This is a genomic window from Glutamicibacter sp. NPDC087831 (assembly GCF_044742845.1).
GTDB lineage: Bacteria > Actinomycetota > Actinomycetes > Actinomycetales > Micrococcaceae > Glutamicibacter.
In genome coordinates, this window is record NZ_JBIUVH010000003.1 from 410,522 (window position 1) to 424,804 (window position 14,283).

The following is a 14,283-nucleotide window of genomic DNA, read 5'->3' on the forward strand; positions in this document are numbered from 1 at the left end:
AGCAGGCTTGCAAGAGCAAAGGTGAACCATGGCAGCAAAAAATGATCGGGAAAAGGCGCTAGAGGCTGTCCTGGGCCAAATCGACAAGGCCTACGGCAAGGGCTCGGTCATGCGCCTGGGCGATGAAACCCGTGCACCCATTGAAGTAATTCCTACCGGTTCGGTTGCCTTGGATGTCGCCCTTGGCATTGGCGGCCTGCCACGCGGCCGCGTGGTTGAAATCTACGGCCCTGAGTCCTCGGGTAAAACCACGGTTGCCCTGCATGCAGTCGCCAGCGCGCAGAAGGCCGGCGGCGTTGCGGCTTTCATCGATGCTGAGCACGCGCTTGATCCGGAATACGCCAAGAAGCTGGGCGTCGACACCGACGCACTGCTGGTCTCCCAGCCGGATACCGGCGAGCAGGCTCTGGAAATCATGGATATGCTCGTGGGCTCCGGCGCGCTGGATATCATCGTCATCGACTCCGTGGCAGCGCTGGTTCCACGTGCCGAAATCGAAGGCGAAATGGGTGACAGCCATGTCGGCCTGCAGGCCCGCTTGATGTCCCAGGCTCTGCGCAAGATCACCGGCCGCCTCTCGGCCTCGAAGACTACCGCAATCTTCATCAACCAGCTGCGTGAAAAGATTGGCGTCTTCTTCGGCAGCCCGGAAACCACCACTGGCGGCAAGGCGCTGAAGTTCTACGCTTCGGTCCGCATCGACATCCGCCGCATTGAGACCCTGAAAGAGGGCACCAATGCGGTCGGCAACCGCACCCGCTGCAAGGTCGTCAAGAACAAGATGGCTCCTCCTTTCAAGCAGGCTGAATTCGACATCCTGTACGGCCACGGCATCTCCCGCGAAGGTTCGCTCATCGATATGGGTGTCGAGCATAACCTGGTCAAGAAGTCCGGTGCCTGGTTCACCTACGACGGGGACCAGCTGGGCCAGGGCAAGGAAAACGCCCGCCGCTTCCTGCGCGACAACCCGGATCTGGCCGACGAACTCGAGCGCCAGATCTTGCAGAAGCTCGGCGTTCTGCCACAGGAAGAAGTTGAAGAAGACGAGACCGAACTGCGAGTCGTCGAGGGCGATAAGTAGTGGCCCCAGGCTTCCAGCGACGTAGCGTCCGACCCGGAAAGAATTCCGGGTCGGACGCTACGTCCGTTTCCAAAGAGTTCCAGGGGGATCCCGAGGACATGCCGGACTGGGCAAAACCCAGCCCGGAAGAAGTGGAAGCACAAGCGGCTGAGGAATCAGCTAGGCGGGAACGCGCCGCCCGGCGCGCCGCAACCCCAGCCATGCCAGCGGGCAGCACCTCCCGCACCATTGCCAGCTTCCCGGAGGAATCCAGGAAACCGGGCAGTATTGAAGAGCTGCGTGCGGCGATGGAACAGATTGTTGCCGCGCCCGCACCGGCCAAACCCTCGAAGCAGGAACGCCGCGAAGCACGCGAAGCGAGAAAAGCGGCGCGCGAAGCCGGGGAGCCCGAAGAGCTCAGCGATGACCAGTGGCGGGAAAAGGCGCGTGGCATTTTGCTGCGCCAGCTCACAGCCAGCGACAAGACCGCGAAACAGCTCAAGGACAAGCTTCTTGACAACCAATGCCCTGAGGATATCGCTGATGAAGTCATCGACCGGTATGCCGAAATCAATCTCGTTGATGATGAACGCTTTGCGAAGTCGTGGGTAGTTGCCCGCGCGCGCTCGCGCGGTTTGGCCCGTGGGGCGATCAAGCGCGAGCTGCGCACCAAGGGCGTAGACGATGAACTGGCCGCTGAAGCGCTTGAGCAGATTGATGATGAGGCCGAGGAGCAGCGGGCCCGTGAACTGGTTCGCGCGAAACTGCGCCCGGAATCCATGGGCGCAGATCGGGATAGGGCATTACGCCGACTAGTAGGGATGCTGGGGCGTAAAGGCTACAACGGCGGCTTGGCCTTCAAGGTCGCGCGCGAAGAATGGGAAGAGCGCTTCGGTAGCCGCTACTGATTGCGCTTCGGATCCTGGGCAGGTGCTTTGCTGCGGCGTCCAAGCCAATCGTCAATGCCCTGGTATGCCCACAGGATCAAGGCGGCGATCCCGGCAAGCACCGAGCCAACACCGATATTGAACAGCAGGTCATCGGTCTCGTGGTCCATCGGCGGGAGGAGGCCGATGGCGATCGGGATGGCGAAAAGGAAAAGTGCGGATATTCCGACCATCCAGATATGGAAGACCTTCATGCCGCGTGACAAGCGCAATGGGCGGGATTTCTCGGGTTCCGGTTGTGGGCGGGGTGAATGGTTTTCCACGGAAATCTCTCTCATAGGCCGAATTGGCTAGTTGATAGTCTAATTCAATCCTAACCCTTCCGAGGGAAGCGGTGAATCCGGCGATTAGCGGGCACGCGCTGCGAACAGCACGCCGGAGCGCGTCCCAGGGTCACCTGTATTTCAGCAGTACCCAATCTTCGGTAATCTTGAAGAGTGACTGAGCAACATACCTTGAGCAACATCGGCAGTGGAGAACTACCCCGTACCTATGAAGTACGTACCTTCGGCTGCCAAATGAACGTGCACGATTCCGAGCGGCTCTCCGGTCTCCTGGAAGATGCGGGCCTAAGCCGCAAATCCGAAGAGCTGGCCGAAGAAGCAGCCGACGTCGTCGTCTTCAATACCTGCGCAGTGCGTGAAAACGCAGACAACAAGCTCTACGGGCATCTGGGCCTGCTGAAGAACCTGAAGGCCGAACGCCCCAATATGCAAATTGCCGTCGGCGGGTGCCTTGCCCAGAAGGACCGGGACACGATCGTCAAGAAAGCCCCATGGGTAGACGTGGTGTTCGGCACGCACAATATCGGTTCGTTGCCTACGCTGCTGGCCCGCTCGCGCCACAACCAGGAGGCGCAACTGGAGATCCTGGAATCACTGGATGTCTTCCCATCCACCTTGCCGACTCGACGCGAATCCGTGTACGCAGGCTGGGTCTCCATTTCCGTGGGTTGCAACAATACCTGCACCTTCTGCATCGTCCCATCCTTGCGCGGCAAGGAGCGCGATCGCCGCCCGGGCGAGATCCTCGCCGAAATCCAGGCCCTGGTCGATGATGGGGCCATCGAAGTGACCCTGCTGGGCCAGAACGTGAATTCCTACGGCGTGGAATTCGGAGACCGCTTGGCCTTCGGCAAGTTGCTGCGCGCTTGCGGCGAAATAGAAGGACTCGAACGCGTGCGCTTCACCAGCCCGCACCCAGCGGCCTTCACCGATGACGTCATCGATGCCATGGCCGAGACCCCGAACGTGATGCCGCAGCTGCATATGCCGCTGCAGTCCGGCTCGGACAGGGTGCTCAAGGAAATGCGCCGCTCCTACCGGTCCAAGAAATTCCTGGGCATCCTGGAAAAGGTTCGCGAACGCATCCCGCATGCGGCAATCACCACCGACATCATCGTTGGCTTCCCGGGCGAAGCCGAAGAGGACTTCCAAGCCACCCTCGACGTGGTTGAAGCGTCGCGATTCTCCTCGGCATTCACCTTCCAGTATTCCAAGCGGCCGGGAACACCGGCAGCCGAACTTGAAGACCAGCTGCCCAAGGCCGTGGTCCAGGAACGCTACGAGCGACTGACCGCGCTCCAGGACCGCATTGCCAAGGAAGAGAATGCGAAGCAGCTGGGCCGTACCGTAGAAGTGATGGCCACCGAGCAGTCCGGACGCAAGTCCGGGGAAACCCGGCGCCTGTCCGGACGCTCGCAGGACCAGCGCCTGGTGCACTTCTCTGTGCCTGACGGAGCCCAAGCCCCGCGCCCAGGCGATCTGGTCACCCTGCCTATTACCGAAGTGGCATCATTCCACCTGATTTCTGATCCCACCGCTGACCAGTACTCCCTGCGCCGTTCGCGTGCCGGGGATGCCTGGGACCGTGCCCAAGCCGAAAGCTGCGGGGTACCTTCCCCAGCTGCGAACGGTTCCATCGGCCGCACGAGCTTGGGCATGCCAACCTTGAAAGTGCGTAGCTAAGTACATGACCAATTCGAACCTGCCGGTCATCGCCATCGTCGGCCCCACCGGCACCGGCAAGTCAGATTTGGCTATTGCCCTGGCCCGGGAACTGGGCGGGGAAATCGTCAATTCAGATGCCCTGCAGTTCTACCGCGGCATGGATATCGGCACCGCGAAGCTGCCGGTGGATGAACGTGGCGGCATCGAGCATCATTTGCTCGACACCATGGCCATCACCGAGGAAGCGTCCGTCGCGGCCTTCCAAGCCCAAGCCCGCGACCACTTCGCCCGAATCCAGGCCCGCGGCAAGATTCCGGTGATGGTCGGCGGCTCTGGACTGTATGTGCGCGCAGCACTTGACGTCATCGATTTCCCGCCGACGGATCCCGGGGTCAGGAAACGGCTGGAGGCTGAGGTCGAGGCCGAAGGCGACGGACCCCTGCGCCGCCGTTTGGCCGAGGTGGACCCGGTGTCAGCTGGGCGCAACCTGGATTTGCGCCGCGCGATCCGGGCCTTTGAAGTCTACGAGATTTCCGGGCGGGCCTTCAGCTCCTTCATGCCGCAACGCGAGTATGCCGCACCGGCAATCCAGATCGGTTTGAACTATGACCGGCATGCATTGCACGAAGCCCTGGAGGCCCGCGTGCACAAGATGGATGCCATGGGATTAGCCGAAGAAGTCGCAGGACTTCTTGAACAAGGATTACGCGAAGGCAAGACCGCTTCGCGTGCCATCGGGTACCAGCAGTACATTGACTATTTGGATGGGCTGATCACCCGAGCCGAAGCCATCGACCAGACGATCATCGCCACGCGCAAGTTCGCGCGACGGCAGATCACCTGGTTCAATGCAGACCAGCGGGTCAACTGGCTGAACCCGATCGAACCGGGACTGCTGGAAAAAACGCTGAAGATCATTGGCTAGCCAACATACGCAGGAAAACTCTAGGAGCATTGATGTACCGCACCGAACTAGGACAGCTGGCTGGACAACATTTTGCCAAGGGCCACGCTACCGGCAACGACTTCGTACTGGTTGCAGACCCTGAAGCAAAGCTCGACATCACCCCCGAACAGGTAGCGGCCCTGTGCCATCGCCGCTTCGGCATTGGCGGCGACGGGCTCATCCGTGCCGTGCCAACCTCCAAGGTTCCGGGATACGAAGAGCAGTTCCTGGAGAACCCCAAGGCCTACTGGTTCATGGATTACCGGAACAACGACGGTTCCATCGCCGAAATGTGCGGCAATGGCGTGCGTGCCTTCGCGCACTACCTGATTGCCGAGGGGCTGGTGAGCCTCCAGGTGGGGCAAAGCTTCCAAATCGGCAGCCGTGCAGGGGTCAAGGAAATTACCCGCCTGGTCGATGGCTACGCAGTGAACCTGGGTCCTTGGGGCCTGATCTTCGAGCAGGACGCGGCCGAAAAATCCGTGGACTCCATGGTCAAGCCGCGTGGCTGGGAACAGGCCCTGCCGGCCTTGAGCATCACCATGGGCAATCCGCACACCGTTGTGGCGTTGCCCGATGCCCGAATGCTCGAAGAATTGGACCTGTTCCAGGCACCAGAGGTATCTCCCGTTCCTGCCCACGGCACCAACGTGGAATTCGTGGTTCCATCCGAACCGCTGATTGAAGAAGACGGAGTTGCCCAGGTCCAGATGCGCGTCCATGAACGCGGGGTAGGCGAGACCCTCTCTTGCGGTACCGGTGCCTGCGCGGCTGCAGCTGCCGTACGCTACTGGGCGCGCAGCACCGCGCTGATCAACCAGTGGGCTGTTGCGGTGCCAGGCGGCGTGGTCGGCGTTGAATTCCGCGGCAATGCAAGCGGCGGAGAAGATACGATCCTCAGCGGCCCAGCGGATCTGGTGGCGCGCGGGATCCTCGGTGCGCAGTAGAACTGATCCGGTTCTTCGCAGAACCGCAGATTGGCTCGGCAGCCGATCTGCGGTTTGCCTTCGGTCCTCTAGGCCGGGCGCGCTACCTTCAGCACGCGGAAGGCCTTGGCGGTCGCTTCGCGGGTGATCTTCCACTCCGAGGGAAGCTGCTCAACCAGCCACTTCTGCAAGGAGTCACTGCCAAGGTTCTTCTGCACCACCATCCAGGCCTCGCCGCCCGGGGCCAAACGCGGCAACCACAGCATCAGCAGCTCATGCAGGGCATCCTTGCCGATGCGAATGGGCGGGTTGGACCAGATGGTGTCGAATTCCAGGTTCGGATCCACGGAATCAGGAGTGCCGACAACAACGTTGGACAAGCCCAACGCCGTGGCGTTCAAGCGGGCCAGATCGATGGAACGCTCATTGACGTCGACGCCGTAGACCTCGGACTGCGGGGACTGCTCGGCAGCGGCCAAGGTGATGGGCCCCCAGCCGCACCCGATATCCAGGATGCGTCCGCGAGGGGCCGGCACGTACTGCAGCAATACCGCTGTGCCCTTATCCAGCCCGGCAGGGGAGAAAATGCCGGAGGCCGTCTGCACTTTGCGCAGCGAGCCATTGAGCTCGACTTCGATGGTGCGACGTTCGTCTGCCGAGGCCGGGCTGGCGGTGAAGTAGTGATCCGAGGTCATAGGCAAAGTTTATCGCCCAGTACGGTTACCCCAAAGAACAGGGTCTCCAACGTGAGCAAAGCGATATAGGCACGACACGATATCACTGATAGAGTTTTCCCTATGACTTTCATTTTCGTCTAATACGTAATCCTCTTGGTTACCCGCGATTCCACGAGCTGGCCGTGCACTTCTTGCGCGCCCACCTGCATGAATCAGCAGACAGCAAAGTCATTTCCCCTTCTTGGCAGTTCTTCTTTTTGGAACCCCGCATTCGCCTTTGCTCACCGGTAACCATGCATTCACCTGTCTGCTCATAGACCTTTAATCCTTGCAAAGGACCACGAATGTTTGATGAACCAACCGAAACTGAACGCGCCACGTCGCAAAGTGGGGCCCACCCGCACTATTCTGGAAAGCGAAGTACTTCTAAGGAGACCATGACTAACTCCGAGTCACACGAGCACGATTCGGCATCTATGGATGATGCCCAGATCCAGGCCGCCATCGATCGAATCCTCGCAGCCGACGATGCGCAGAGCCCGCAGGTTCAGCACTTCGGCGAAGAAGAGAGTTCCATCTTCGCCGGGCAAGCCTCTGCACTGAACCGTTTTTCCTCCGGCCTCACCCATTTCGACGGGGACCAGGAAGATTTGGACGACCGCCGTGCGCTGCGCCGCGTCGCAGGCCTGTCCACGGAACTGGAAGACGTCACCGAAGTCGAGTACCGCCAGCTGCGCCTGGAACGCGTCGTGCTGGCTGGCATCTGGAGCGACGGCACCGTCACCGACGCCGAGAATTCTCTGCGTGAGCTCGCCGCTTTGGCAGAGACCGCCGGCTCGGAGGTCCTGGACGGGCTGGTGCAGCGTCGCAGCAAGCCGGACCCATCGACTTTCCTCGGCTCGGGCAAGGCTGAAGAGCTGCGCGGAATTGTTGCTTCCACTGGCGCCGATACCGTGGTTGTCGATGCAGAGCTGGCTCCTTCGCAGCGTCGCGCCTTGGAGGATATCGTCAAGGTCAAGGTGATCGACCGCACCAGCCTGATCCTGGATATCTTTGCGCAGCATGCCCAGTCGCGAGAGGGCAAGGCGCAGGTTGAACTGGCCCAGCTCGAATACCTGCTGCCGCGCCTTCGCGGTTGGGGAGAATCGATGTCCCGCCAGGCCGGTGGCCGCGTGGGTGCCGCCGGTGGCGGTATCGGTTCGCGTGGACCGGGTGAAACCAAGATTGAAATGGACCGCCGCCGCATTCGCGACCGCATGGCGAAGCTGCGCCGCGAGATCAAGGCCATGAAGCCTGCGCGCGAAGCCAAGCGTGCCAACCGCAAGCGCAATGAGGTTCCGGCCGTAGCCATTGCCGGCTACACCAACGCTGGCAAGTCATCGCTGCTTAACCGACTGACCAACGCCGGTGTGCTGGTGGAGAACGCGCTGTTCGCTACCCTGGACCCGACCGTTCGCCAGTCGGCGACCGAAGACGGGCTGACCTACACCCTGGCCGATACCGTGGGATTCGTTTCCAACCTTCCGACCCAGCTGGTGGAAGCCTTCCGTTCCACTTTGGAGGAAATCGCCGATTCGGATCTCATCCTGCACGTCGTTGACGGGTCCCATCCGGATCCCGAAGGGCAGATCCAGGCCGTGCGCACCGTGCTCGGCGAAGTCGACGCGTTGAACATCCCAGAGATCATCGTGGTGAATAAGGCTGATGTGGCTGATCCGTTCGTTATCGAACGCATCCGCAACAAGGAATCCAACACTGTGGTTGTCTCTGCGCATACCGGTGAAGGCATCCAGGAGCTGCTGGAAAAGATCAGTTCCTCGATTCCACGCCCCGGAGTCCAGCTTGAGGTACTCATTCCCTACAACCGGGGGGATTTGATCGCCAAGCTGCACCAGAGCGAATCCGAGATCCTGGAAAGCGAACACCTGGAGGAGGGCACCCGGCTGATCGTCAAGGTGCGCGATTCCTTTGCTGCAGAGTTGGAGACCTTCAACCTTCATGGATAAGCAAGAGCAGGCCCTGGGGCTCCTGGAGGCCGCGGTCACTTCCATGGGCGGCGCCATGCGCACCGGCCAGCAGGAAATGGTCAAGCACGTGGTCAGCGCGTTGGAAGACGAAAAGCATTTGCTGGTGCAGGCCGGTACCGGAACGGGCAAGTCCATGGGCTACCTGATTCCGGCACTGGCCCACGCGCAAACCAGCGCCAAGCCAGTGATCGTCTCCACCGCGACATTGGCGCTGCAATCGCAGATTGTCGGCCGTGACGTACCGCGATTACTCGACTCGCTCAAGGGCAAGCTCTCGCGCCCGATGGATGTCGCGCTGCTCAAGGGGCGCTCGAACTACCTGTGCCAGTACAAGCTCGGCGGCGGATACCCGGATGACGAAGGCACTCTTTTTTCCATGGACGAGCCGGCAATACCTGCCGGCACCACTTACTCGCCGCTGGCTAGCGAAGTAATGAAACTGCGTGAATGGGCCGAAGAGACCGACACGGGTGACCGCGATGAACTGGTGCCCGGGGTTAGTGACAAGGCTTGGAAGCAGGTCTCGGTTTCGGCCATGGAGTGCCTCGGCTCGCAGAAGTGCCCGATGGCGGACGAATGCTTCTCGGAAATGGCGCGTGCCCGTGCCGCCGAGTCCGACGTGGTCATTACGAACCATGCGTTGCTGGCGGTTTCGGCCTTCGAGGGGCTTTCGGTTCTCCCGGACTTCGAAGTCGCGATCATCGATGAGGCCCACGAACTGCAAGATCGCGTGACCAGCTCGGTTTCGGGCGCGCTCTCCTCGCGCATGGTGCTTACCGCCGCTGGCGGTGCCAAGCGCCATTGCGGTATCAATGCGGATGAGATGGTCAAGGCCGCAAACCGCCTGGAAAAGTCGTTGACCGGGTTGCCGACAGGCTTGCTGGAACATGGTCTGCGCGAAGACATGGGCATTGCCCTGAACGACATCGTGGAGCAGGCCCGGCTGGCTCTGGCGCTGTCCAAGCCCGAAGCCAATGCACCGGCCGATGGCGGCCGCCAGACTGCCCGCTCCCAGCTGCAGGCAGTGATGGATGATGCGATTCGCATGCTCGAATCCGAAGAACGCCGCGAGGTCCTGTACACCACCCGTCCGCGGGAGTTTGTCGAAGGCCGGGGCTACGTCGAGGCCGATGAGAGCCAGCCTGCAACCTTGAACGTGGCACCGTTGTCGGTGGCCGGCAAGTTGCGCGAGGGCCTCTTCGACGGGCGCACGGTCGTATTGACCAGCGCCACCTTGGCCATTGGCTCGCAGTTCGACTCGGTAGCAGGCTCCTTGGGCCTGATGGGCGCCGGCGCTCCATCATGGACCGGCGTAGATGTTGGCAGCCCTTTCGATTACCCCAAGCAGGGCATCCTCTACGTGGCCAAGCACCTGCCCAAGCCAGGACGCCAACTGGCGGCGGAGACGCTGGATGAGATCGAAGATCTCATCAAGGCCTCCGGTGGCGGCGCCTTGGCGCTGTTCACTTCCAAGCGTTCCGCCGAGGAAGCGGCAAGCATCTTGCGCGAGCGCCTGGACGTGGAAATCTTGTGCCAGGGTGAAGCCAGCATGAAGTCGCTGGTCGAACAGTTCAGCAGCGAACGCGACACCTGCCTGTTTGGAACCATGACCTTGTGGCAGGGCGTGGACGTGCCAGGCGATTCTTGCCGGCTGGTCATCATCGACAAGATTCCTTTCCCGCGCCCGGATGATCCTATCTCCAAGGCCCGTTCCGAGGACGTGGCCAAGCATGGCGGAAATGGCTTCATGCAGGTTGCCGCCACCCATGCGGCGATTCGCCTGGCCCAGGGTGCTGGGCGCTTGATTCGTTCGGTCGGGGATAAGGGCGTTGTGGCGATCCTTGATTCGCGCATGGCCACGGCGCGGTACGGCAGCTTCTTGAAAGCTACCCTGCCGCCGATGTGGCCGACTGTCGATAAGAAGGTCATCACTGGTGTTCTCAAGCGATTGAACCCGGGCGGGAAATAGCCGCGGCCAGAATATGAACTTGAGCTGTCCTTCGGGACAGCTCAAGTTCTTTAACCGGTACCAGCATGATGCTTCCAGATGCACTAAGGTCTGTGACAAGAACTGATGAAGCTCGAATCGGAAGGCACCATGGAGTCCATGCAGGAATTGGCGCACCAAGCCGCGATCGACACCCACCAGCGGTTCGGGCATCGCCTCATGGGGTTGCCCGGAACGTGGATTGGACAGAGCTACAGCAAAGCGCATCGGTTGCGCGACGGAAGCATGCTCAGCAATCTCAATGGTTTCGCGCACCCGCTTGCGGAGTGGAACTATTGGTGGCAGGCGCACTATCTGGATGCCATCATCGATGAGGGCCGATCGTACTGGGACGAAGGCAACGAACACCGGGCGCGCGAAGCGCTTGCCCGGGCCAACGGCCTATTGCGCGGCATTCGAATTCGAAACTTCGGGATCTTGCCCAACTACTTCTTCGACGACATGGCTTGGCTTGCCCTGGCCAGCGGCCGCCTGTCAGAGTTCACGCAGCTGGTGACGGGACACAGGAGCCGTCCTGCCGAGGCGGCAGTTCGGACGCTGGGACGGCAGCTCCATGCCGGCATGGATGGGGTGCTGGACGGCGGCCTGCACTGGTCCAGAAAGCGGGATTTCAAGAACACGCCAGCCAACGCGCCGGCGGCACTGTTCTTTGCCCGTACCGGGGAGAAAGAGACCGCGCGAGAGCTTCTCCAGTGGCTGGAAAAGAATCTGTTCAGCGTGGAGCGAGGACTGTATCTGGACGGACTTCGGTTGACCACGCAGGGACACGCCGTGGAACCAGCGGTCTACACCTATAACCAGGGCCTGGTGCTCGGGGCATTGCTTGAGCTTGGCGAGCCTGCTGATCTGGCTCACGCTAAAGTACTGATCGATGCCACCACGAAATCGCTGTCAACTGCTGCCGGGGTCCTCTCGTTCAACAGCGGGGGAGACGGCAACCTGTTCGCGGGGATACTCTGCCGATATCTGGCCCTCGCCGGTAATGATGGCCGTTTGGAAGCCCGGAGCCGGGAGCAGGCCAGGAGGCTGGTCATGGCAACGGCGCGCCATCTGGCTGACCAGGAACCACGCCGGCTTTCGGCGGCAATCCAACGCTGGATGATCTTCTCGGCGGCCGCTCAATTCGAGTTGAACGCCGGCCAATAGCGGGTTAAACGAGAATTGCGCTGGTGCCAAGCACCAGCGCAATGACCGTACGTATTCTAGAGCGAGCGCATCACCGAGACGACGCGTCCCATGATCGTTGCGGCATCACCCAAAATTGGTTCGTAGCGCGAGTTCTGCGGAAGCAGCCAGGTATGCCCGTCACGCTGCCGGAAAGTCTTTACCGTGGCTTCTTCATCGAGCAGGGCAGCTACGATGTCGCCGTTGTCCGCCGTCTGCTGGCGGCGGACAACTACCCAGTCGCCATCGCAAATCGCAGCGTCAACCATTGAATCGCCGGAAACCTTGAGCATGAACAGTTCGCCGTGGCCTACGAGCTGACGAGGCAACGAGAAAACATCTTCGACGGACTGTTCGGCAAGGATCGGACCGCCGGCAGCGATACGGCCAACCAGGGGAACCATGGTGGTGTCAGCGGAAGTGCTCAATTCAATGATCTTGGCGTCTTCGCTGGCATCTGGCTCGACCGGCTTCGAAACTTCGGCCTTCTCGGCGTCTTCGGCCAGCTGCAGAGGCAGCAGGATTTCCATTGCGCGCGGACGGCGTGGATCTCGACGGATATAGCCGAGCTTTTCCAGCTGGCTCAGCTGGTGGGTGACGCTCGAAAGGCTCTTGAGCCCTACTGCGTCACCAATCTCACGCATCGATGGTGGATAACCGTTCTTGCCGATTGACCGCTGGATCGTCTCCAGGATCTTCTTTTGGCGAATCGTCAGCGAACGTGCATTCGATCGGGGAGTGCGTTGTGAAGCTGACATGAGATTTTGCCTTCCCTAGCAATCATTCGAAAGTTCGTAAGTCCAAACTGTCGGCGCTAGATGGTGAGATGTTTTCATTGCTCGTCTACTTCGAAATCTTAGTAGATAAGCGAGCTTCTTTCAAAGATTTGTTCGAAAACTTCTGGACAAGTTCCGCAAACCTCTGTTAGAACAGATATACGAGGTTCGAACAAGTTTTCGAATCTACGCTTTCGAATACAAATTCGCATCACTTGAATTTCTTGAGGAGACAAAGTCATGGCAACCGTCGCACTTGACTCAAATCAGACCCAGGCACCACTGAAGATCCGCATCAACCGTCGCGGATGGGCCGTGCTTGTGGGTATGCCCATTTTCGCACTCACCATCGCCGCAGCTTTCTTCATCTCCATGTTTGCCTCTGACGCGCATGCCGCAGCCGATACTCCTGTTGGAGTCGGAACCGTTGATGTCACCGTTATTCCAGGGGATACGCTGTGGAGCCTGGCCCGGGATTACGCCACCGGTTACGACGTGACCTCGGCAGTGGGCCACATCGCCGAACTCAATGCCCTGACCGGCAGCGAAATCCAGGTTGGCGAAACCTTGTCGATTCCGGTCCTTGCCGGCTAGCTTCCCCAGCCTGCTTCGAGTTTGTTACCTGTGGCCGTAGCGGATTCACCGGCAGGCGCGCTGCGCACGTAGACTTGATGCGTGAATGACCGCAGTGAACTTTTGAGTCAGCTGCCCTTGCGTGAGAATCTCCGCGGGCTATCCCCTTATGGCGCACCACAAATTGACGTGCCCATCCAGCTGAACGTCAACGAGAACACCCATCCGTTGCCACCGACAGTCGTCGATGCCATTGCACAAGAGGTGGCCAAGGCGGCGGCAATGTTGAACCGGTATCCGGACCGCGAGTTCACCGAGCTTCGCGAACTCCTAGCCGATTACCTCGGCCACTCGCTCACCAAGGACAATATCTGGGCCGCTAACGGTTCCAATGAAATCCTGCAGCAAATCCTGCAAGCCTTTGGCGGCCCCGGCCGTGCCGTGATGAGCTTCGGCCCAACCTACTCCATGTACCCGCTGCTTGCCAGTGGTACTGACACGAAATATATCGCCGGTGAACGCGCCGCAGATTTCACGTTGTCCGCCGATTCCGCAGCCGCACAGGTTCGCGAGCACAAGCCGAACATCGTTTTCCTCTGCTCTCCGAATAACCCCACCGGCACGGCCCTTGGCCTGGACGTCATCACCGCGGTATATGAAGCCATGAGCGAGCATAACGGCATGGTGATCGTGGATGAGGCGTACGCCGAGTTCTCCTTGGCCAGCACCACCTCGGCGCTGAGCCTGCTCGAAGGCCGCCAGCGGCTGATTGTCTCGCGCACCATGTCCAAGGCTTTCGCCCTGGCCGGTGCGCGCGTAGGCTACCTGGCCGCTGCGCCAGAAGTCACCGATGCCATCCGCTTGGTGCGACTGCCGTACCACCTGTCGGCAGTGACCCAGGCAACCGCCATCGCGGCCTTGAAGAACATCGAGTTGCTGTTGGCCCAGGTCGAGGACATCAAGTCCCAGCGGGACCGCATCGTCGCGCGCCTGAAGGAACTTGGCCTCAAGCCATCGGTCTCCGACTCCAACTTCGTCTTCTTCGGTGGCGTCGAAGACCCCCACAAGATTTGGGAAGGCCTGTTGGAAGCCGGCATCATCATCCGCGACAATGGAATCCCGGGAACCTTGCGTGTTACGGCAGGAACCGAATCGGAAACCACAGCCTTCTTGGAACGACTTGCCGAACTGCTCGGCTCGCAGAAGTAATCAAAGACAAGCGAAGGAAGA

Annotated in this window: 13 protein-coding genes; 10 read left to right on the forward strand and 3 right to left on the reverse strand. The window is 60.4% G+C overall.

Annotated elements, in window-relative coordinates; genetic code table 11:
• Nucleotides 1-28: 28 nt before the first annotated feature.
• Together recA and ACIOJF_RS12705 are read left to right on the forward strand one after the other, a co-directional pair.
• Nucleotides 29-1,081: a recombinase RecA gene (gene recA, locus ACIOJF_RS12700; protein ID WP_105658167.1), complete on the forward strand. Its 1,053-nt coding sequence runs from the start codon at nt 29-31 to the stop codon at nt 1,079-1,081.
• Between the two features lie 98 nt (nt 1,082-1,179).
• Nucleotides 1,180-1,968 (forward strand): regulatory protein RecX, encoded by a 789-nt coding sequence (locus ACIOJF_RS12705; RefSeq protein WP_402741699.1) that lies wholly within the window; start codon nt 1,180-1,182, stop codon nt 1,966-1,968.
• Here ACIOJF_RS12705 and ACIOJF_RS12710 read toward each other — a convergent pair.
• On the reverse strand, nt 1,962-2,285 hold the full coding sequence (locus tag ACIOJF_RS12710; protein WP_332487905.1) for a hypothetical protein: 324 nt from the start codon (nt 2,283-2,285) through the stop codon (nt 1,962-1,964). The two genes, ACIOJF_RS12705 and ACIOJF_RS12710, sit on opposite strands and share 7 nt — an antisense overlap.
• A gap of 159 nt (nt 2,286-2,444) precedes the next feature.
• On the opposite strand from ACIOJF_RS12710, the gene miaB reads away from it, so the two are divergent.
• The 3 genes from miaB to dapF are packed head-to-tail and all read left to right on the forward strand — an operon-like array spanning nt 2,445 to nt 5,849.
• The gene (gene miaB / locus ACIOJF_RS12715) at nt 2,445-3,974 is read left to right on the forward strand and encodes a tRNA (N6-isopentenyl adenosine(37)-C2)-methylthiotransferase MiaB (RefSeq protein WP_332728295.1); all 1,530 of its coding nucleotides are present in this window, start codon (nt 2,445-2,447) and stop codon (nt 3,972-3,974) included.
• Nucleotides 3,975-3,978: 4 nt separating this feature from the next.
• Nucleotides 3,979-4,881 (forward strand): tRNA (adenosine(37)-N6)-dimethylallyltransferase MiaA, encoded by a 903-nt coding sequence (gene miaA / locus ACIOJF_RS12720; RefSeq protein ID WP_105658163.1) that lies wholly within the window; start codon nt 3,979-3,981, stop codon nt 4,879-4,881.
• 32 nt (nt 4,882-4,913) lie between these two features.
• Entirely contained in the window at nt 4,914-5,849 is a 936-nt protein-coding gene (dapF, locus tag ACIOJF_RS12725; RefSeq protein WP_133832953.1) for a diaminopimelate epimerase, read from the forward strand.
• A gap of 68 nt (nt 5,850-5,917) precedes the next feature.
• Here dapF and ACIOJF_RS12730 read toward each other — a convergent pair whose 3' ends face one another.
• Nucleotides 5,918-6,523, reverse strand: a complete 606-nt coding sequence (locus ACIOJF_RS12730; RefSeq protein WP_332487909.1) for a methyltransferase — start codon at nt 6,521-6,523, stop codon at nt 5,918-5,920.
• A gap of 326 nt (nt 6,524-6,849) precedes the next feature.
• On the opposite strand from ACIOJF_RS12730, the gene hflX reads away from it, so the two are divergent.
• The 3 genes from hflX to ACIOJF_RS12745 all read left to right on the forward strand — a co-directional run bounded on the left by hflX (nt 6,850) and on the right by ACIOJF_RS12745 (nt 11,686).
• Entirely contained in the window at nt 6,850-8,511 is a 1,662-nt protein-coding gene (hflX, locus tag ACIOJF_RS12735; RefSeq protein ID WP_388023879.1) for a GTPase HflX, read from the forward strand.
• Nucleotides 8,504-10,501: an ATP-dependent DNA helicase gene (locus tag ACIOJF_RS12740; RefSeq protein WP_105658159.1), complete on the forward strand. Its 1,998-nt coding sequence runs from the start codon at nt 8,504-8,506 to the stop codon at nt 10,499-10,501. Before hflX ends, ACIOJF_RS12740 begins: the two co-directional genes overlap by 8 nt.
• 105 nt (nt 10,502-10,606) lie before the next feature.
• Nucleotides 10,607-11,686: a glycoside hydrolase family 76 protein gene (locus ACIOJF_RS12745; RefSeq protein WP_402735594.1), complete on the forward strand. Its 1,080-nt coding sequence runs from the start codon at nt 10,607-10,609 to the stop codon at nt 11,684-11,686.
• Nucleotides 11,687-11,742: 56 nt separating this feature from the next.
• Here ACIOJF_RS12745 and lexA read toward each other — a convergent pair whose 3' ends face one another.
• Nucleotides 11,743-12,462 (reverse strand): transcriptional repressor LexA, encoded by a 720-nt coding sequence (gene lexA, locus ACIOJF_RS12750; RefSeq protein WP_105658157.1) that lies wholly within the window; start codon nt 12,460-12,462, stop codon nt 11,743-11,745.
• A 258-nt stretch (nt 12,463-12,720) separates the two neighbouring features.
• Here lexA and ACIOJF_RS12755 point away from each other — a divergent pair, with 258 nt between their 5' ends.
• Together ACIOJF_RS12755 and ACIOJF_RS12760 are read left to right on the forward strand one after the other, a co-directional pair.
• Nucleotides 12,721-13,074: a LysM peptidoglycan-binding domain-containing protein gene (locus tag ACIOJF_RS12755; protein ID WP_105658156.1), complete on the forward strand. Its 354-nt coding sequence runs from the start codon at nt 12,721-12,723 to the stop codon at nt 13,072-13,074.
• An 81-nt stretch (nt 13,075-13,155) separates the two neighbouring features.
• Nucleotides 13,156-14,262, forward strand: a complete 1,107-nt coding sequence (locus ACIOJF_RS12760) for a histidinol-phosphate transaminase (RefSeq protein ID WP_402735595.1) — start codon at nt 13,156-13,158, stop codon at nt 14,260-14,262.
• The last annotated feature ends 21 nt before the right edge of the window (nt 14,263-14,283 follow it).